This is a genomic window from Myxacorys almedinensis A, from assembly GCF_010091945.1.
In the GTDB taxonomy this organism is placed as follows: Bacteria; Cyanobacteriota; Cyanobacteriia; order Leptolyngbyales; family Leptolyngbyaceae; genus Myxacorys; species Myxacorys almedinensis.
On the sequence record NZ_WVIE01000040.1, the window covers coordinates 1 to 17,159 of the forward strand.

The following is a 17,159-nucleotide window of genomic DNA, read 5'->3' on the forward strand; positions in this document are numbered from 1 at the left end:
TGTACGCGGACTGAATGCCTTGCCTTTATCTCTACCTGAGAATGCTGAAGTCTACGGTGATGCCGCCTACACCGACTATCAAGCCGAAGATGACTTGCGCGACACCGATGGTATTGTCTTGCAGGTCGTTCGCAAGCGCAATTCTACTCGTCCTGATTCGCCTGCTTTAGCGTACATCAAACAAACCACTCGCCATCACATTGAAACGGTCGTCAGCCAAATCACACTGCGCTTTCCCAAGTCGATTCATGCGGTGACGCTGGATGGCTTTCTGCTCAAACTTGCGACTTTCATCCTCACCCTGACACTTGAATCAGCTTTTATCTCCTAGCGCAAGCAGCGCAATTCAGTTTATCCCAGAAGGGCAGTCATGGCTGCGCCGTTTCTCTGTGCCCATCTGCGCGCGGCTTTCCTCGCTTGCTTAACTCGCAACTTGGGTGACTAGGGAAAAAGAAGAGAACGAAGCAAAAAGGAGAACTCGTCCTCCAATCAACTATCCTCCTTACATCAGTGGTTATGGTTCCATTAGCGAACTGTTCAGCAAGATCTGCCAAGCCGCTGTGCCGCCTAAATTTACCCAAGATTTCATGACATCCGTTCTTGGTATGAAATCATCAAGTCATCGTGCCCTCATACCTCTTTTGAAGAAGCTTGGATTCGTAGACCAAGCAAATGTACCTACTGAAGCATATCGTCAATATCGCGACAGTACAAAGTCCCAGAAGGTAATGGCTCAGCAACTGAGATTGGCTTATTCCGATATGTATCAGACGCATGAGTATGCTCATGAGCTAGGGAAGGAAGAACTCGTCTCTAAATTGAGAATTCTAACTGGCGCGGGAGACGATGATCGAAATATACGTGATGTTGCCCCAACTTTTTTAGAGCTAAGAAAATTAGCTGATTTTTCAAATGGAGAAGTAGAGAACCAAAGATTGACTCCAGAGCCATCTCAGAGGATTGAGTCAGAGCAGCATCTAGAAGTAAAAATGCCTTCTCACAAAGTGCGTCAAACTAATTTTGGTATTTCGTACACAATCAATCTGAATTTACCTGCAACTACTGATGTTGAAGTATTCAATGCAATTTTCAAGAGCTTGAAGGAGAATATTTTATATGAAGACTAATCGTGGCTTGTCAGATGCCTTAAAAATTTTCGGAATGCAGAATCTGATGGTGGAGGCCGATCTTGCTCGCCTTGAGCAAGATGGTATTGATTTGGGTCGCTCTAATTCATTCAAGAAAGATGTTGTTGTAGTTGATACTGAGTTGTTTGAGGTCGATATTATTTCCCAAGCAAAAATAATGGCGGATTTTTATGTTTTGTACTACAGCTTAGAGAATACAATTCGCCGCCTTATCTCTGGTCGTTTGCAGGAAAAATATGGGCTGAATTGGTGGGAAGATAAGGTTCCTAACGGGGTCAAGAACGGTGTTTCAAAGGAAAAAGATACCCCGATGTCGATAAGGTCAGATGACCCTCTATGTTATACAAACTTTGGTGAACTAATCGACATCCTAAATGCGAATTGGTCAGACTTTTCGGATACAATTCGTAGTCAGAGAGCCATGCAACAAGTTCTGACTCAGTTTAATCTTATTAGGAATGTTATTGCACATAGTAATGATTTAAGTGAAGACGAAATTGACCGCCTTAAACTGTTGATTAAGGACTGGTTTCGGATTCAGAGTTGATAGTAATATTTGTTAACAGTGACAGCACAACATATACCCTGAGCCTAACAGCAGAATCAAACATATAATAGAGAAGCGTATTCTCTGGAACAACCAATATGTCACTCAGCGAAGTGTTGCCGACCGTTGATCAGTTATCTCATCAAGATAAGCTGCGACTTATCCATTTTCTCCTTCTAGCTGTTGCGAAAGAAGAAGGATGCAACCTAGAACCAACAGAAGTTTCTAATCCGGAGAATACGCTGCTCCAGCAACTTACATCCATTGAAGCCGTAGTCTGGTCGCCTCAAACCGATAGCGCATCTGTTCAAGCATTGTCAGATCTTTTGGTTGCGGCAAAGGAAGCATCCAATGCTTAATGGACAACGCTACTCTTTCACTGAACGAATTGATAGTCTTGGACGATCAATGATCATGCCGTATGTCCCTTTAGCTCTCACGCTGGGCGATCGCTCTCTAGAAGTGACAGCGTTGCTGGATACAGGTGCGAGTGTCAACGTTCTGCCCTACGAGATCGGTCTACAGCTAGGTGCAGTCTGGGAAAACCAGACGATTTCGATTCCTTTGAGTGGCAATCTGGCGCGAAGTGATTCACGCGGTTTAGTTGTAGCGGGTACGATCGCACAGTTCCCTTCAGTTTTACTTGGATTTGCTTGGACGGAAATGAGGGATACGCCTGTAATTCTGGGTCACATGAACTTCTTTGCAGAATTCAATGTGTGTTTCTATCGGCACGAGTTGGCTTTTGAGATTTGCCTGAAGGATGGGTGAAGTTGGTAGCCACGCAGCCAGCAGCCTAACAACACAGTGGAGCGGACGGTAGAGAGTCTTCGCGCTACGTTCTAGTTCTCTCGCCGCCGCTCAACTTAGCCGTTAGCTCGTCAGACCTGAAAGCCAAAGTTAAGTTTTAGATGCGATCGCTCCAAGGCTTCAACTTTAGCGATCGCATCTAAGATTCAGCCTGTGATATCATTGTTAACTTGGAAACTTTTGTCAAAACCTTGTAATCCGTAAGGAGTTCACGTTCCTAGCATGGTCAAACTGCGATTAAAACGATTCGGCAAAAAGCGCGAGGTCAGCTACCGCATCGTCGCGATGCAAAGCACCACCCGCCGTGATGGTCGCCCCCTAGCCGAAGTGGGATTTTATAACCCTAGAAGCGATGAAGTACGGCTAGATGTGCCTGCGATCGTCGATTGGCTTCAAAAAGGCGCACAACCTACTGAAACCGTTCGGAGCATTCTCAAAAAAGCCAACGTTTTTGAGCAAGTAAACGCCTAGACCCTTTATCATTAGCGCCGTCCTATGACCCACCCTCGACAGACGCAGCCCAGCTACGCCGACTTAACGCGCTTTCTAATGCAGCCTTTTCTGGATTCGCCCGAAGCCCTGCGGATCGACTGTGAAACCTGCGCAGATGGCTCCCGAATTTGGGTGCGGTTGGCGTTTGAAGGGGCGGACAAAGGGCGGGTGTTTGGTCGAGGAGGGCGCAACATCCAAGCCGTTCGAGCCGTGCTCAATGGGGTAGCAAAAGCAGCAGGGCAGACTGCAAATCTTGAAATCTATGGTGGGCAGCAGGCAGATGAAGGGGCAGGGCAAGAGTCGCGCCCTCGCTCTAGCAATGCGCCCAAGCCTCGCCCTTCTAAACCTGTGCAAGGTGAAGCGCGTTGACATGGCACCTGATTTTAATGTGCAAAGGCATCTGGATGCGATACGGTTCAGATGCCTTTAGTTTATTTAACTGTTTGGACTGTGAAATGATGGATGCTAGGAGGGTGAGGCTAAACTAGCATCCAAGCATTCACTCTCAAGATTCATCCCTTTTACCTTCTCTTCATGAGCGAAACGGTTACTCTTCAATTGCCCAGTGATGAAAGCGCGATCGCACTTGCCGGAGTTCAAGAATCAAACCTCAAAACCATCGGAGGGCAAACCGGCGCAAAGCTAGTTCTGCGCGGGCGAGAATTACGAATTTCAGGAACAACAAGTCAGATCGAGCGATCGCAGCAGTTGGTGTACTCGCTGCAACACTATTGGACGCAGGGAAAAGCGATCGACAGCGCAGATATTTTGACGGCGCAGCAGGCGTTAAATACTCATCAGCAAGATGCCCTGCACGATCTGCAAACCGACGTCTTAGCACGGACTCGGCGCGGGGAAGTGATCCGAGCTAAAACCTTCCGTCAGAAAAACTACATTCAGTCCATTCGCAAGCACGATCTCACGTTTTGCATCGGTCCTGCTGGAACCGGAAAAACGTATCTTGCCGCAGTTATGGCGGTGCAAGCCCTGCTCGACAACCAGTATGAACGGCTGATTTTAACCCGCCCAGCCGTTGAAGCAGGGGAGAAACTAGGGTTCTTGCCCGGAGACTTGCAGCAAAAAGTCAATCCTTATCTGCGCCCGCTCTACGATGCTTTGTATGAATTTGTTGACCCCGAAAAGATAGCTGGGCTAATGGAACGGGGCGTCATTGAAGTTGCCCCGATCGCTTACATGCGGGGTCGCACCTTAAATAATGCGTTCGTGATTATCGACGAAGCACAAAATACAACGCCAGCACAAATGAAAATGTTGCTGACGCGAATCGGATTTAAATCCAAGATGGTGGTGACGGGAGACCTAACGCAAACAGATTTGCCGTCTCATCAAAATTCTGGGTTAGCAGTAGCCGAACGGATTTTGCGATCGACAGATGGCATCGCGTTTTGCAATTTCACCAAGTCTGATGTTGTGCGCCATCCTCTCGTGCAGCGCATTGTAGAAGCGTATGAACATTATGAGAAGTAAAACGCTGTCAAGGCAAGCTGATCACAAACTATCCCGCCGCAACAAAAAGGGCGAATGATCCATGTATAATTCAGACATATTTGAAGGGGAGTAGCTGCTGGATCATCCAGCCCATCTGAATCAACATACTGGCGATTAGCCTGGTTCAGGTGACAGATTGAGACCTTTTTGATTTGTAAGCGAGACCTTCACGAAGTCTACCTATGGGTGGGCTTGGTGAAGCGCTTTGCCCCCATCAAGCTCACTCAAGGCTTCACAACGCCACTCTTGAGGAGCTTGAGAACGTGTTAACAGCTTTTACAGCAGGGCTACTGCTCATCACCGTCAGCGAATTGGGTGATAAAACTTTTTTCATCGCCATGTGTTTAGCCATGCGGCACACTCGGCGCTATGTCTTAATCGGCACGATCGCGGCCCTAGCAGCGATGACGATCCTCTCGGTGCTGCTTGGTAAAACCGTAGCGCTCTTGCCCAAACAGTGGACACATTTTGCTGAGGTTACGTTGTTTCTGGGTTTCGGCTTCAAGTTACTTTACGATGCAGCTAGAATGCGGGTTGAGTGCCACGACAAATCCTTGGCATCGGATGACGCCTTGGCAACCTGCACGTCTGATGCTGAACAGGAAGCGATGGAAGCCGTGGCAGAGGCAGAGGCAAAACTAACCAAAAAAACACCGTTTGCCATCTGTTTAGAAGCCTTTGCGCTAATTTTTGTCGGAGAATGGGGCGATCGCACCCAGTTTGCCACAATTACCCTAGCTGCAACTAGCAACCCGATTGGGGTAACGGCAGGCGCGATCGCAGGTCACACCATTTGTGCGCTGATTGCGGTAATGGGTGGACGGTTGATCGCCAAACACATTTCCGAACGAACGATCACAGCGATCGGCGGCATTCTGTTTTTGGTGTTTGCGATCGTGGCATGGCTAGAGGGATGACAGCCTTTTCAAAAAGTGACAGCCTGATCGGTTCTTCCGAAAGGCTCAACTCACGATCATCCTGGCTCTTCTAGGTCTACGATCGCAGCTTGATAATCGCCAGATTTGCCGCCTGTTTTGCTCAGCAAGCAAATTTGTTCGATTTGAATAGATTTCTCTAGGGCTTTTGCCATATCGTACAGCGTCAGTGCCGCAACCGATACTGCCGTGAGTGCCTCCATTTCAACGCCCGTTTCTGCTCTTGTTTTCACCTCTGATCGAATGATGTAGCCCGGTAAAGCTGGGGCGGGCGTGATCGAGACGTCAATTTTCTGAAGCGGTAAGGGATGGCAAAGCGGAATCAGGTTCGCTGTTTGTTTAGCTGCCATAATGCCTGCGAGTCGTGCTGTTGCCAACACATCTCCTTTGGGCGCGTTGCCCTTTGCGATCGCGCTCATCGTTTCCGGCAACATGCGGACTTGGCAGCGTGCGATCGCCGTCCGAACGGTCTGCTCTTTCGCTGAAACGTCTACCATCTGGGCGTGCCCCTTGGCATCAAGATGAGACAGAGAGGGAGAAGTTGGGCAGTTTTCCATAAAATCAACGCTCAAAAATTTGTATCCCCCCATGACCTGTGATAGTATAGATTTCTAGTCAAGAGCAGGGGCTTGTAGCTCAGTGGACTAGAGCACGTGGCTACGGACCACGGTGTCGGGGGTTCGAATCCCTCCTAGCCCGTCATCATAAGAGGATGTACTAAAAATGTATATCCTCTTATTTGCTTTAAACACACAAAACCCCTTGCCGAGCAAAGGGAAGAAGAGCGACAGTTGGCATTGCTGAACGCAAGGGTAAGCCGCTCTCCTCGCGGAGCAGGGAGTTAAATCTCCTTTTCCCTCTCCCAACCAGGATAGGGCTAGGGTGAGGTCGAAGTCGAGACTCATACTCCCATTCAGCAATGCCCAACAGTCTGATGCTAAAGGTTAGCGATTCGGCTCAGTGTAAACAGGGCGATCGTTCGTTTGAACAGTGCGAGGGGTGCGTGCCCCTACAGCCCCACCAATCAATGAAGCCACCAATCCTAACAACGAACCCAGCACAAACGACCAACCCGCAGTTGCAGTATTGCTCGCAATGTCACGAGCCTGCTGTGCAGTCACATTAGGAGGCGTTACATTGGGAACAGTAGCTCCACCCTCTGGAATGACTTGATTGGCTACGGCACCTGCATTTGCGGCTATGACTCCAAACGCTCCAGTTACACCACTTGCCAACAGGTAGGCACTAAGAGCTAGGGTTGTTGCCCACAAAATTGCAGCATTTAGTAGCGCTGTGCTCCGGTTCATTGGACCGCACGCACGAGCCATAACCCAGCTACCGATAAATAGTGAAATCAGCAAGCTGATGATAGACCAGATTCCGACCGCGTTTGCCACATCAGGTGTCTCGGTTCTTGGTGCACCAGAGCCAGCGATCGTAGTTGCCCCGATCGCTGCACCCAAAGCGCTGAGGATCAATTGAGACACCAGTGCAACGAACAAACCAGAAATAATCGGACCCCAACGAACGCGATCGTGGTAGTCAGCCACGGGTTGAACTAGTGCAGCCTGCTCAGAAACCGGTCGATTAGTATATGCCATGTGAAATAGCTCCCAAAAACGATAGTCTTTATTCAAAAAATCTAGACTTGGCATCACTCTAAAATTTGTCATCGCTAAATATATCTATCAGCAGGTGAACATCAATGAAATGCCTAGTCTGTCGTTGGTCAGAGATAGCGGTTAAAATTGCGCTTACAGAAAGATTTGTAACGAAAAAGAAACGACTGAAATTCTAAAGTAAGGGCATCACAAAAAGTAGAATTAGCATCTTCAGGGCTTGTCAACGAAGCCTAACGGCTGTCCCCGTTGCCGTAATCAGCAACAGCACTCCCGACTGATCAATATTAATTGTGCCAGTATCAATTTCAATTCCAATCACAGCATTTGCCCCTAGCTGTTGAGCACGCTTTTCTAGCTCAGCCATGGCATCGCGCTGCCCCCGTTCAAACACTCGCTCGTAAGCCCCCGTTCGTCCACCAATGATGTCTCGAATACCCGCGAAAAAATCTCTTAAGGCATTGCTACCGTAGACAACCTCAGCCGTGACAATCCCTAGATAGGCTTCGATCTCGGCATTTTGCACTACGTCAGTGGTTGTTAAAATCATTATCTTCTCCTTAAACCGCTGAAAGAATTTGGGGCTGAAAATATAGTCGCTCGCTTGAAGTAAGGGTCGAAAATATGGTAACCATAGTTAACAAATTGTCATGAAACCCTCTTGGATATCTTGCATGATAGAGCCACTGCCACCAAGCCTTAGTCTGAAGAAATTGCTCCGATCAGCCGCTTTTAGGGGGGTTGTTAGCAGAGTTTTGATTGTGGGCTGTGTTGCCTTGTCATCTCAAGGAGGTCAAGCTCAGACTCAAGCTCAGACTTTGGATGAAACGATAACCTCTGCCCCATCGTCTAATGCCATTCAAGACCTTAACGCGCTCGTTGAGCAGGGTCGGAAGCTAGTAGACACGAAAGATTGGGCAGGAGCGCTTGATGCATTTCAGAAGGCGGCGGTTTTAGATGGCAAAAACCCTCGAATTTTTTCTGGGATCGGCTATGTTCAGGCACAAAAGGGCAACTTTCAAGAAGCAGTGGCAGCCTACCGCCAAGCGATCGCACTTGATCGGAACAATGTAGATTTTGAGTATGCCTTGGGGTTTAGTTTGGCAAACTTAGGCGATGATGAGGCAGCCGCAACCTCCTACCGCCGGGTGATTGAGCGAGATCCAAAACATATTAGTGCCTATTTAGGCTTAGGCACTGTGCTAGCGCGTCGAGACCATTTTGACCTTGCGATCGCAAGCTACCAGCAGTTGCTAAGGATTGAGCCTAAGCATGCCGAAGCCCAAGAAGCGATCGGGTTGCTTTATCTCCAGCAAGGCAACATAGACGCAGGAATCTCAGCCCTGCAAACAGCCGCAACATTAGATTCCCGCCGGAGTAGCATTCACTTTGGGTTGGGGGTGGCGCGGCTAACCCAAGGGGATCAGCAGGCGGCATTGGCGGCGTTTAACCAAGCGGCACAGCTTGATCCTAGAAATGGCAAGCTCCAGTTGCACCTTGGCAGCGTGTTGAGAGACATGGGCGACGTTCAAGGGGCGATGGCGGCTTACCAAAAAGCGGCGACGGTTAGCCCCGATTTAGCCGAGGCTCAGCTTGCTTTGGGCGATTTGGCATTCGAGCAAAACGAAACGATGCGATCGCTCCTCGCCTATCGGGAAGTGATTCGCCTTTTGCCCACCCATGCCCACGCCCACTATCAGCTTGGTCAAGTTTTGAAGATGCGCGATCGCACGGCAGAAGCGATCGAGGCACTCCAGACAGCACAACAGTTGTACCAGCAGCAAGGACGCTCTGATGAGGCGAAAACCGTGGAAACCGCCCTCCAAGAATTGACCCAATCCTAAAACCGCCCCAGAGATCGCGATGAATAAAACGCAAGTAGAACATCGGTTTAGGGCGAGCCATCGAAGCCTCATGATCCCAATCGTTGCCGCAAGATAAATTCTGCGATCGCGAGATCAACCGGAGTCGTTACTTTCAAATTGGTCTCTTCACCCTCAACAATGTGTACGGCTAAACCGCACTGCTCAAACAATGCCGCATCATCGGTGACTTCCCAGCCGTTTTGCTTGCCTTGGTCGTGGCACTTTTTCAGCAACGGCACCGAGAAACCCTGAGGCGTTTGGGCTGCCCAGAGCCGCGATCGCTCCGGCGTATGTTGGATCACGCCCACCGCATCCACCACTTTGATCGTGTCCTTCACCGGAATGGCTGCAATCAAGCCATCGCAGCTAATTAGCACGTCAGCACAGCGATCAAATAAGTCAGGAGTTGCTAAACATCGCGCACCATCGTGGATTAAAACGTGTTCTGTGTAACGGGGTAAGCTCTGTAAACCGTTGTAGACTGACTCTTGGCGGGTGGCTCCTCCTTGGATAAACTCCACAGGTTTAGAGAGGTTGAGCGAAGTTGCGATCGCGTCAAAGGCTTTCCAATCTTCCGCTTGCCCAATGATGCCAATCTGCTCGATGGTTGGCGACGCTTCTGCCGCCAAAAGCGTCCATGCGATCAGTGGTTTGCCCAGCAAATCAAGCAGAAGTTTATTTCGGCTGCTGCCCATCCGACGCCCTGAACCGGCTGCGGGAATCAATAAGTGCACAATGTCTCCTCACCTGACCTTGAAAGTAGTTTGCAGTAGTTTGCAGTTGCGATCGCCGATTGCCACTCAACTCTACAATCTAAACGGGGTCATTCTAAACGGAGTCATTCACCTTTTGGTCAGTTGAGACGGTATTTCTCCTACAATAAAGAGCGGATAAGCGTAAAGAAGCGTAAAGAAATTAGTTATGAGAATTCTTGCTCTTGTACCGGGTGGAATGGACGATCAGATCCTCTTTTTCCCCACGCTGGACGATCTGAAACAGCATTATCCAGAAGCTCAAATCGATGTGGTTATAGAACCGAGAGCAAAAGCCGCTTACCGTGTTTCTAAAACGGTCAGTGATACAATTTTGTTTGATTTTGAGGGCAGCAACAGCTTAGCCGATTGGGGAAACTTGTTGGGCGTGATCCGCGATCGCGAGTATGCTATCGCCCTTTCTCCAAGTCAGCGTTGGGGTATGGGCTTTCTTTTGTGGCTTGCCGGAATTGACACTCGGATCGGCTATGCCGGAAATGCCGCTTCAGAAGCGTTGCTCACTCGCACAGTGCCCCTCAAACAAGAGCAGTATGCAGCAGATATGTATCATGACTTGCTGAAAGGGTTAGATATCAAGACGCCTACCCCTGAACTTGCCGTCAGCGTTCCAACCAAGGATCTAGAGTGGGCAGATGCAGAGCGCCAAAGACTTGGCATTCAGGGCGGCGGTTATGTGCTAATTTATGGCGGCGTAAGTCAGACCTCTCAGATGAAGGGTGCTGACAAAACCTACCCGGCTGAAAACTGGAAAAAGATTGTTCAAGATTTTCAGCAGCGCCAGCCTGATTTATCTATTGTGGTTGTGAAAGAATCAGAAGACGAAGAATTTATCGCCGAATTGATGAATGTGTGCCCTGGGTTAAAGCTGACGGCTCCCCATAATGTTGGACAGCTTGTAGCCATGATTGCCGGAGCTAGCCTGCTGCTCTGTACCGAGAGCGCGCCGATGCATCTAGGAATTGCGGCTCAAACGTTCACACTTGCGTTGTTTGGAGCAACTGATCCTGATAGACTTTTGCCCAAGAGTGAACGGGTTTCAAGCATTAAATCGTTGACCGGCGCGATCGCAGATATTGCACCAACGATGGTGCTCGATCGGGTCTGGGGCGGCTAAGGTGCTCGATCGCCATCTTGCTAGTACACGCTGAGCCGGTTGCCACAAGCAAAACATTAGATAAGCGATCGCTAAAATAGGGGTGCAGAAGCCCTATTAGAACGTCTCCGCACACCTATTTTTATACGTCTATTTTTGCAATGAGGTAAGTTTTTGGACAGAGAGCTTATCTCTTCTCCCCGCCACCTACAGCGATTCCACTGTTATACACTTCTGCATTTTGAATATTCACACCCTCTAAATTCGCTCCAAAAGTCTGAGCGTTATACATACGAATACTGGAGAGATTCGCATTCATCATGTTCGATTCATTTAAGATTGCGTTTGTAGCAAATGCATCGGTTAAGTTCGCATCTTTCAAGTTTGCCCCTGTTAAATCAGCCCCTTCAAAATTGGTTCCAACAAGGTTTGCCCCTTGCAAATTAGCATTCCGCAAATCCGCACCAATCAAATGGGCACCACTGAGGTTTGCCCCTTCCAAATCGCAATTTGGACATTGACCAGTTCTCAACAGTTGTTGCACATGCTGAGGATTTGATGCTTGGGCAGGTAGAGCGGTTACCCCAAGGGAAAACTGTGGAGCGATCGCAAAAGCAGCAAAAGTAGCAACGGGTATCAACTTTTTCATAGTCCTAATCCTCCTCTCAATCGGCTTCAGCCTTAATCTGAAGTCGTATGTTTCTACACACAATGTTTAATTAATTCCAGATTACTTAAAAAATCGTTGGTTAGCGTCCTCCTATGGGCATGAATTACGGAGTGTGAATAACAACCTTGATCGTGTATTAATATACGTTCAATTTTTAATATTCTCACAACCTTTTCGCCGGAAAGAAGGGGTTTTAGTAACAATTAACATAGTGTGAAAACACAGCGTCTCCGCACGCTTACTCTTGTGAAATATTTCTAGATTCTCCGTAAAAAACCTGATTAATTTGCTCTAACATTTGCCCATACTGAGACAAGAATGTTACGGCAGACAGGGATGTCTTCCTTACTCAACTCTACCGTTCTTCAAGTAGTTTCTACTTATTTAAGCTCTTATCAATCTATAGCTTGCGTTCAATAATTTAGGTTTTTTCGCGCCGTGAATAACCTGGACTTGGAGCGACCCAAAATCCTTGTGGTTGATGACCATCCATCTAGCCGCATGACGGCTGTTGCCCTTCTTTCGGTCGAAGGATACGACGTAATTGAGGCAGAGAGCGGCGATTCAGCTTTGGCGCACGTCCTAAAAACAAAGCCCGATCTGGTTCTGCTTGATGTCATGATGCCCGGAATGGATGGGTATGAAGTATGTCGCCGTCTTAAAGACGATGAACAGACGCGACTAACGCCGATCGTATTTGTGACTGCCTTAGACGATCGCCGAGCGCGGCTGCGCGGCATTGAGGCAGGGGGTGACGATTTTTTGACAAAACCCTTTGATCAATTAGAACTCTCGGCACGGGTCAAATCGTTGATTCGGCAGAAGCGTTTGAATGAGGATCTTGACCATGCTGAGCAAGTTTTATTTTCGATCGCGCGCACGGTTGAAAGCCGCGACCCGAATACGGGCGACCATTGTGAGCGTCTTGTTGCCCAAGGACAAGCCTTCGGCGAGTTTTTAGGATTGGCGCGATCGGAAATTCGCGACCTGATGTGGGGCGGTTATCTTCACGATATTGGTAAGGTTGGGATTCCGGATTCAGTCTTGCTCAAGCAAGGACGGCTCACGCTCGAAGAATGGGAGATTATGAAACAGCATGTTCTGATCGGCGAACAAATCTGCTCGCCTTTACGGACAATGCGCGGGGTATTGCCGATTATTCGCCACCACCACGAACGCTGGAACGGCTCCGGCTATCCGGATGGGCTGATAGATCACAACATTCCGTTTTTAGCGCAAGTTTTTCAAATCATCGATATCTATGATGCGTTAACGAGCGAGCGTCCCTATAAAAAAGCCTTTTTGCCGAAAGATGCTCTTGAGATGCTGGCAGAAGAAGTGCAGCGTGGATGGCGTAATCCTGAACTGTTTGCGAGTTTCAGCGAGTTTATTCAAGACGCCAAAATAGAATATTCGGTCTTTCCGCCGAATTGGTTTAAGAAATATGTAAGGGCAGGGCATTAAGAGGACGCCGATTTGAAGAGCAGGCTCACCCGTTTGCCTCAGGCTTTGTGCGTACGAAGATAGTCAAACACGCTTTTATCGCCAATATCTGGGGGAATCGGCTGAATTACTTTCCGGACGGCAAAGATCAAGAATAGGACAGCCCAAGCACCCAATAATCGTTGTTCCCACTGGGTGGTCAATATGCCGCCAAGGTGTCCCAAGAGCAGACCGGGAACGATCGGCGTGAGTAATTTAGTTTCTAAGCGATCGAAACAAAATGCTTCTTTGAAGAAAATCCCAGTTAGCGCGGCAAACGTAAACCCGACGCCAAGAACCGCGATCGCATGATCAAATACATACAAGGCAAGCGGTACTGAACTGTGCAACGTTAGCCCTAGAGACGCTAGACCGCCGATTAACCAAAAGGCTTGCAATGCCCGATGCAAAGGCGCAAAGTAGATATGAATGGTGAACAAACTTACGCCCAACGCTGCCCAAAAGAGCCAGTACAGCGCTGTGATAGCGATGGCAGAAGGCTGAAAAAAGACAAGCAGCGCCGCAGTTGCAACGCTTAATGCCGCCACCATCAGCCCGCCTCGGTAAATGATGACGCCTTTGCGATCGCCCTCATCTACTGTGAATTCTCCAAATTGTCCTTGATACACGATTGGCTCAGCCGTTTGAGATAACATGACGCTCGATCTCAACTCTACAGCTTGATCCTACTGCACCCCTGCGGCAAGATGCGCTTCATCGGCTAGAGCTTGAATTGCCAACAACAATTCTTCTTCTTGCTGCTCAAATTCGTCTTCGGCAATATCTCCCATATCAAACGCTAACTGCAAGACGAGCAAGCGCTTATTCAAATTTTCCTGATCATCTAATTCAGAATCGGCGCGTTCTTGGATCTGTTCGGCAATCCAGGCGAGTCCGGTAATGGGGGCAAAAAGGGCGCGAAGAACCATAGAAGTAAGGGGTTTAAGAGTTTAGGTGAGCAAAGTTGTAGGGGGCGGTGAAATCGTTGTAGCGAATTTTTAGCCGTCCTTCAAACTGGTGATCTAGAGCTTCGATGTGTTGACTGAACTCAGATTCTGCATCCCAATCAATGAGATATGCCGCGTTGTAAATCATCTGTTCGGTAAGCACATCATTCTCAACAGACTCAGCCGCAAGGGGCGCGAGCGTTTCTCGGAAGGCTTGAATAATCGTCTGCTTTCGATCGCTCATTGCCTTTTCGATCGCTTGCCCAATCCGAACAATCTCATCCATGCGGAGCGATTTTCCGTCCGCGCGATCGCTCCGCAAGCTTTCAAAAAAATCGCGCTGCGATCGCAACGCTGCATCTTCTGCCATCAAGGTTTGCAGTTCCGCCGCACTGTCCCAAAATAGCTTGACGCTGACTTCTCGCTGCCCTGATAGTTTTTCAAATAAATGCTCAAGGCTCTGATGGTACGGCTCAAGTAACTGGTTTGAGACCGTTTCCCAAGTTTCGATGGTCAAGCCAAACTGAAGCGGCAACAGCGTTCGATAACCTGCGTGCATTGCCTGCTCTAGCACCTTCTCGTGACCTAACAAATTACGCCGACTGGCTAGATAGCGTTCTTGCTGCGCCGCCGAATAAAGAATGGCGAATTGGTCAATGACCTGAGTTTGCACAGGCTGCTGATCTAGCCCTTCTAGGTCGAGGGTTTTGGGTCCGGGGGCGGGAAAAATGCCGTAGAGATAAAGTCCGTAAGTCATAGGTCAGGGGGCTAGAGGAAAGTGCAGAGAGGGCGATTAAATCGGCTTTGCCGTAAGAACTAGCTGAAGTTTTGCGTGAACTAGATCTAGCTGAGCGAGACCTAAATCGACGTTGCCTTGAAGGACGACACCTGTATTGAGCAACCGATCGAGTAGTTCTAAAATCGAGGGGCTAGACGACGCTTTGCCCGGATAGTAGCTGCCAGCTTTGGGTAATAGAGTGCCCACTTCACCAAGGTTGACATTCAAATCGGCGGGGTCAATTTCAAAAAAATTGCAGAGGTGCAACACTTGTTCTTCCAGCTTTTGCAAGCTTTCGGCCGCGCGATCGATGTCGTCGTCGGTGAGATAGCCCTCATCCATGCGGCGAATGACTTGCGCCTCCATTAGTTGCCGGACAAGTTCAACAACAGTCAGCAGCAGGGGCGCTAAACCAGTGTCGGGACGAGCTTTTGTGGGGAGAGAAGGTTTGGAAGACACGAGTTAGGAGGGGGCAGTAGGATAACGAAAAAAATGGGCGTTGCTAGCGGCAAGGATGATTTGCTTTCTTCACGAAGCGGGTCGAATACCAAATTAATCTGTAAATGCTAGAGACCTGCGACCTCCCCCAACCCCTCCTTAGTAAAGCGGGGAGCCGGAAAGTCCTTCCTGACCCAAGGGGGATACTGTAGGCAGGGAGGGTCGAGGAGTTGTCGCCGTGAAAAATCAATTTGGTCGAAGACCTCCCCAACCGTTTTCTCTGAGGAAATTGAGGGTTAGCATCAGTCAAAGATCCTTTAGCAACAAGTCCAGCGAGTCGGATGTAGAGTTGGGCAGGTCTCGGACTGAGGCTTGGCGGAGAGATTTTAGTTCTGATTCCAAAGATTCGACTCGTTCTAGCAGCAGGCGATTGGTCTCGGTTAGTTCCTTAGATTGAGCGCTAAAGTGGGGATTGTTTTCCCACCAGTTAATGCCAATTTCTCTCGCTTTATCGACTGAAGAAATTAACAGCCGAATGCGGATATTTAATAACTCGGTTGAGGCAACGGAAACAGAAATATCTCCCGCGATCACAATTCCTTTGTCTAGCACGCGCTCTAAGACATCGGCTAGGGATGAACCTTGGGTGGAGGTAACGATGCCTCTAGAGGTGGGTGGCGCGTCATGCCCTTGAGAGGCGCTTCCTCTCGGTGGTAGAGCTAAGTTCATGCTTTAACCTCGGAGCGAACGACGGCAAAGAACTTGCGATCGCGGTGGGTCACCTGACCGCTACGTGTCATGCTCCGGATGGTGTCTAAAACCTGAGTGCGAGACATTGAAAACTCACTCTCAAGATCTGATAGTCCTGCTCCATCAGTATGGGTAAGATATTGATAAATACGTTGTTCTTCAGAATTTTGAAAATCGCCTTCTTGCGATTCATCTTGAGTTGTAGGAATTTCTTTCAAAAGCTCACTAAGCTGCTCATTTAGCGTTAGCTCTATTGATCTTTCAACGTTAGACTCTTGTCTAAAAGACTCTATTTGTTTAGATTCAGTGATTTCCTCAAAATCGATCTCGGTCTTATCTGTAAGAGCTTCTATTGCGACAGAAGGAATATTGCTTTTAGCATTCTCGTTTGCTTGCTCAGCAGATTCATTAGTTTTTAAGGCACTGATGAGTTGCCATAATAATTCTGTTGCTTTATGAAATGGCAATCCTGATCGTGAAAGCAACACATCTGAGCAGATTTCGCGGAAGTCAGTATCGTCAGGAGACACCAAAATATTGTGTTCTTGACAAACCTTTGCAATGACAACGCTAGAGCGCAAGCCCGATGATTTGACAAGACCTGACTGGGTACGGAAGGTACTCACGAGTTGCACAATCAGGGAAGCACTGGCGCGATCGAGGCTCGTTTTTTGAATCAAAATTTCTTGCTGAGTCAGTTCGTCGGGTTCTGGCATGATGATGGTGACTAACCGATCCATCAGCGCATCTTGCGTGCCATGAACGCCGCAATACTCCTCAGAATTTGAAGTTAAGATCGCCCGAAAATTTGAATTGACGCGAACGTATTCCGTCTGGTTGCTCGTTGGCGGCAGCACCAGCAGCTTTTCTTCAAGGGCTGAGAGGAGAACATTGTTAACTTCTGGGCGCGAGCGGTTGAACTCGTCGTACACTAGGGTGAAGCCTTCCCGACACGCCATCGTTAGTCGCGAATCGACCCAGTTGTGCTTCAGTTCATCCTCAACCTTAACCACGCTGTGGATGAAGTTATCCACTACTTTTTTGCGCGTGTAACCCGATTGTGCGCCAATTAAATCCGAGCTTCTCGACTCGTCATCGCCGTAAATCAGCATCATTGGGCGAGCTAGCAAATCGGCTAAATGCAGGGCTAGCGTTGTTTTACCTGTGCCAGCAGGTCCGCGTAGATGCACTGAAAAACCAGATTGAAGATAGCGTAGCGCTCGACGGGCGAGCCGTTCAACCGGAGGAGTACTGACGAACCGACGGGGGCTTGCACGGAGAACAGTAGTCACAATGAGTCATT

General features: G+C 48.7%; 23 protein-coding genes, 1 tRNA gene and 1 pseudogene. 14 read left to right on the plus strand and 11 right to left on the minus strand.

The annotated features are described in order from the left end of the window. From GS601_RS21195 to GS601_RS21235, 9 genes and pseudogenes are all read left to right on the plus strand, one after another. A pseudogene (locus GS601_RS21195) lies at nt 1–331 on the plus strand (IS982 family transposase); the annotation flags it as partial. Between the two features lie 106 nt (nt 332–437). Continuing rightward, on the plus strand, nt 438–1,127 hold the full coding sequence (locus tag GS601_RS21200) for a DUF5343 domain-containing protein (protein ID WP_162425292.1): 690 nt from the start codon (nt 438–440) through the stop codon (nt 1,125–1,127). After that, entirely contained in the window at nt 1,117–1,695 is a 579-nt protein-coding gene (locus GS601_RS21205; protein WP_162425293.1) for a Swt1 family HEPN domain-containing protein, read from the plus strand. The genes GS601_RS21200 and GS601_RS21205 overlap by 11 nt, the downstream gene beginning before the upstream one ends. A 98-nt stretch (nt 1,696–1,793) precedes the next feature. Then, nucleotides 1,794–2,054 (plus strand): hypothetical protein, encoded by a 261-nt coding sequence (locus tag GS601_RS21210; protein WP_162425294.1) that lies wholly within the window; start codon nt 1,794–1,796, stop codon nt 2,052–2,054. Nucleotides 2,055–2,109: 55 nt separating this feature from the next. Continuing rightward, complete coding sequence (locus GS601_RS21215; RefSeq protein WP_238393430.1) at nt 2,110–2,466, plus strand: pepsin/retropepsin-like aspartic protease family protein; 357 nt, start codon at nt 2,110–2,112, stop codon at nt 2,464–2,466. Between the two features lie 261 nt (nt 2,467–2,727). Further along, nucleotides 2,728–2,976 (plus strand): 30S ribosomal protein S16, encoded by a 249-nt coding sequence (gene rpsP / locus GS601_RS21220; protein ID WP_162425296.1) that lies wholly within the window; start codon nt 2,728–2,730, stop codon nt 2,974–2,976. A 24-nt stretch (nt 2,977–3,000) separates the two neighbouring features. Beyond that, nucleotides 3,001–3,366: a KH domain-containing protein gene (locus GS601_RS21225; protein WP_162425297.1), complete on the plus strand. Its 366-nt coding sequence runs from the start codon at nt 3,001–3,003 to the stop codon at nt 3,364–3,366. A 165-nt stretch (nt 3,367–3,531) separates the two neighbouring features. After that, on the plus strand, nt 3,532–4,485 hold the full coding sequence (locus GS601_RS21230) for a PhoH family protein (protein ID WP_162425298.1): 954 nt from the start codon (nt 3,532–3,534) through the stop codon (nt 4,483–4,485). Nucleotides 4,486–4,688: 203 nt separating this feature from the next. Then, nucleotides 4,689–5,423, plus strand: a complete 735-nt coding sequence (locus GS601_RS21235; protein ID WP_202925262.1) for a TMEM165/GDT1 family protein — start codon at nt 4,689–4,691, stop codon at nt 5,421–5,423. 56 nt (nt 5,424–5,479) lie between these two features. Here GS601_RS21235 and moaC read toward each other — a convergent pair whose 3' ends face one another. After that, nucleotides 5,480–6,013 (minus strand): cyclic pyranopterin monophosphate synthase MoaC, encoded by a 534-nt coding sequence (moaC, locus tag GS601_RS21240; RefSeq protein ID WP_420800317.1) that lies wholly within the window; start codon nt 6,011–6,013, stop codon nt 5,480–5,482. A gap of 53 nt (nt 6,014–6,066) precedes the next feature. Here moaC and GS601_RS21245 point away from each other — a divergent pair. Continuing rightward, nucleotides 6,067–6,140 (plus strand) — tRNA-Arg (locus GS601_RS21245). Nucleotides 6,141–6,385: 245 nt separating this feature from the next. On the opposite strand, the gene GS601_RS21250 is transcribed toward GS601_RS21245, so the two are convergent. Further along, the gene (locus tag GS601_RS21250; RefSeq protein WP_162425299.1) at nt 6,386–7,042 is read right to left on the minus strand and encodes a hypothetical protein; all 657 of its coding nucleotides are present in this window, start codon (nt 7,040–7,042) and stop codon (nt 6,386–6,388) included. Nucleotides 7,043–7,283: 241 nt separating this feature from the next. Continuing rightward, the gene (locus GS601_RS21255) at nt 7,284–7,610 is read right to left on the minus strand and encodes a YbjQ family protein (protein WP_162425300.1); all 327 of its coding nucleotides are present in this window, start codon (nt 7,608–7,610) and stop codon (nt 7,284–7,286) included. A 226-nt stretch (nt 7,611–7,836) separates the two neighbouring features. Between GS601_RS21255 and GS601_RS21260 the strand changes: the two genes are divergently transcribed. After that, complete coding sequence (locus GS601_RS21260; protein WP_162425301.1) at nt 7,837–8,904, plus strand: tetratricopeptide repeat protein; 1,068 nt, start codon at nt 7,837–7,839, stop codon at nt 8,902–8,904. A gap of 68 nt (nt 8,905–8,972) precedes the next feature. Here GS601_RS21260 and ispD read toward each other — a convergent pair whose 3' ends face one another. After that, the gene (gene ispD / locus GS601_RS21265) at nt 8,973–9,659 is read right to left on the minus strand and encodes a 2-C-methyl-D-erythritol 4-phosphate cytidylyltransferase (RefSeq protein WP_162425302.1); all 687 of its coding nucleotides are present in this window, start codon (nt 9,657–9,659) and stop codon (nt 8,973–8,975) included. 1 nt (nt 9,660) lies between these two features. Here ispD and GS601_RS23705 point away from each other — a divergent pair, with 1 nt between their 5' ends. After that, nucleotides 9,661–9,786 (plus strand): hypothetical protein, encoded by a 126-nt coding sequence (locus GS601_RS23705; RefSeq protein WP_274382019.1) that lies wholly within the window; start codon nt 9,661–9,663, stop codon nt 9,784–9,786. Nucleotides 9,787–9,846: 60 nt separating this feature from the next. Continuing rightward, a complete protein-coding gene (locus GS601_RS21270; protein ID WP_162425303.1) occupies nt 9,847–10,812 on the plus strand; it encodes a glycosyltransferase family 9 protein in 966 nt (321 codons plus the stop codon). Between the two features lie 166 nt (nt 10,813–10,978). On the opposite strand, the gene GS601_RS21275 is transcribed toward GS601_RS21270, so the two are convergent. Continuing rightward, nucleotides 10,979–11,440: a pentapeptide repeat-containing protein gene (locus GS601_RS21275; protein ID WP_162425304.1), complete on the minus strand. Its 462-nt coding sequence runs from the start codon at nt 11,438–11,440 to the stop codon at nt 10,979–10,981. Nucleotides 11,441–11,899: 459 nt separating this feature from the next. Here GS601_RS21275 and GS601_RS21280 point away from each other — a divergent pair, with 459 nt between their 5' ends. Continuing rightward, nucleotides 11,900–12,925 (plus strand): HD domain-containing phosphohydrolase, encoded by a 1,026-nt coding sequence (locus tag GS601_RS21280; protein WP_162425305.1) that lies wholly within the window; start codon nt 11,900–11,902, stop codon nt 12,923–12,925. Between the two features lie 38 nt (nt 12,926–12,963). On the opposite strand, the gene GS601_RS21285 is transcribed toward GS601_RS21280, so the two are convergent. The 6 genes from GS601_RS21285 to gvpN all read right to left on the minus strand — a co-directional run bounded on the left by GS601_RS21285 (nt 12,964) and on the right by gvpN (nt 17,148). After that, a complete protein-coding gene (locus tag GS601_RS21285; RefSeq protein WP_162425306.1) occupies nt 12,964–13,599 on the minus strand; it encodes a DUF2301 domain-containing membrane protein in 636 nt (211 codons plus the stop codon). A gap of 30 nt (nt 13,600–13,629) precedes the next feature. Then, nucleotides 13,630–13,872 (minus strand): gas vesicle protein GvpG, encoded by a 243-nt coding sequence (locus tag GS601_RS21290; RefSeq protein WP_162425307.1) that lies wholly within the window; start codon nt 13,870–13,872, stop codon nt 13,630–13,632. Nucleotides 13,873–13,885: 13 nt separating this feature from the next. Further along, nucleotides 13,886–14,647, minus strand: coding sequence for a gas vesicle protein GvpF (gvpF, locus tag GS601_RS21295; protein WP_162425308.1), 762 nt, complete (start codon nt 14,645–14,647; stop codon nt 13,886–13,888). Between the two features lie 36 nt (nt 14,648–14,683). Then, nucleotides 14,684–15,127: a gas vesicle protein GvpJ gene (locus GS601_RS21300; protein ID WP_162425309.1), complete on the minus strand. Its 444-nt coding sequence runs from the start codon at nt 15,125–15,127 to the stop codon at nt 14,684–14,686. A gap of 285 nt (nt 15,128–15,412) precedes the next feature. Beyond that, nucleotides 15,413–15,835 (minus strand): gas vesicle protein, encoded by a 423-nt coding sequence (locus GS601_RS21305; protein ID WP_162425310.1) that lies wholly within the window; start codon nt 15,833–15,835, stop codon nt 15,413–15,415. Next, nucleotides 15,832–17,148 carry a gas vesicle protein GvpN gene (gene gvpN / locus GS601_RS21310; protein ID WP_162425311.1) on the minus strand — a complete coding sequence of 439 codons (1,317 nt, stop codon included), beginning with the start codon at nt 17,146–17,148 and terminating at the stop codon, nt 15,832–15,834. The genes GS601_RS21305 and gvpN overlap by 4 nt, the downstream gene beginning before the upstream one ends. Nucleotides 17,149–17,159: the final 11 nt, after the last annotated feature.

Coding starts and splice junctions, on each gene's coding strand:
- GS601_RS21210 (WP_162425294.1), top strand. CDS start 1,794: ATGTCACTCAGCGAAGTGTTGCCGACCGTTGATCAGTTATCTCATCAA.
- GS601_RS21235 (WP_202925262.1), top strand. CDS start 4,689: ATGGGTGGGCTTGGTGAAGCGCTTTGCCCCCATCAAGCTCACTCAAGG.
- GS601_RS21205 (WP_162425293.1), top strand. CDS start 1,117: ATGAAGACTAATCGTGGCTTGTCAGATGCCTTAAAAATTTTCGGAATG.
- GS601_RS21275 (WP_162425304.1), bottom strand. CDS start 11,440: ATGAAAAAGTTGATACCCGTTGCTACTTTTGCTGCTTTTGCGATCGCT.
- GS601_RS21285 (WP_162425306.1), bottom strand. CDS start 13,599: ATGTTATCTCAAACGGCTGAGCCAATCGTGTATCAAGGACAATTTGGA.
- GS601_RS21255 (WP_162425300.1), bottom strand. CDS start 7,610: ATGATTTTAACAACCACTGACGTAGTGCAAAATGCCGAGATCGAAGCC.
- GS601_RS21270 (WP_162425303.1), top strand. CDS start 9,847: ATGAGAATTCTTGCTCTTGTACCGGGTGGAATGGACGATCAGATCCTC.
- GS601_RS21305 (WP_162425310.1), bottom strand. CDS start 15,835: ATGAACTTAGCTCTACCACCGAGAGGAAGCGCCTCTCAAGGGCATGAC.
- GS601_RS21230 (WP_162425298.1), top strand. CDS start 3,532: ATGAGCGAAACGGTTACTCTTCAATTGCCCAGTGATGAAAGCGCGATC.
- GS601_RS21250 (WP_162425299.1), bottom strand. CDS start 7,042: ATGGCATATACTAATCGACCGGTTTCTGAGCAGGCTGCACTAGTTCAA.
- GS601_RS21290 (WP_162425307.1), bottom strand. CDS start 13,872: ATGGTTCTTCGCGCCCTTTTTGCCCCCATTACCGGACTCGCCTGGATT.
- GS601_RS23705 (WP_274382019.1), top strand. CDS start 9,661: ATGTCTCCTCACCTGACCTTGAAAGTAGTTTGCAGTAGTTTGCAGTTG.
- rpsP (WP_162425296.1), top strand. CDS start 2,728: ATGGTCAAACTGCGATTAAAACGATTCGGCAAAAAGCGCGAGGTCAGC.
- GS601_RS21225 (WP_162425297.1), top strand. CDS start 3,001: ATGACCCACCCTCGACAGACGCAGCCCAGCTACGCCGACTTAACGCGC.
- GS601_RS21215 (WP_238393430.1), top strand. CDS start 2,110: ATGCCGTATGTCCCTTTAGCTCTCACGCTGGGCGATCGCTCTCTAGAA.
- gvpF (WP_162425308.1), bottom strand. CDS start 14,647: ATGACTTACGGACTTTATCTCTACGGCATTTTTCCCGCCCCCGGACCC.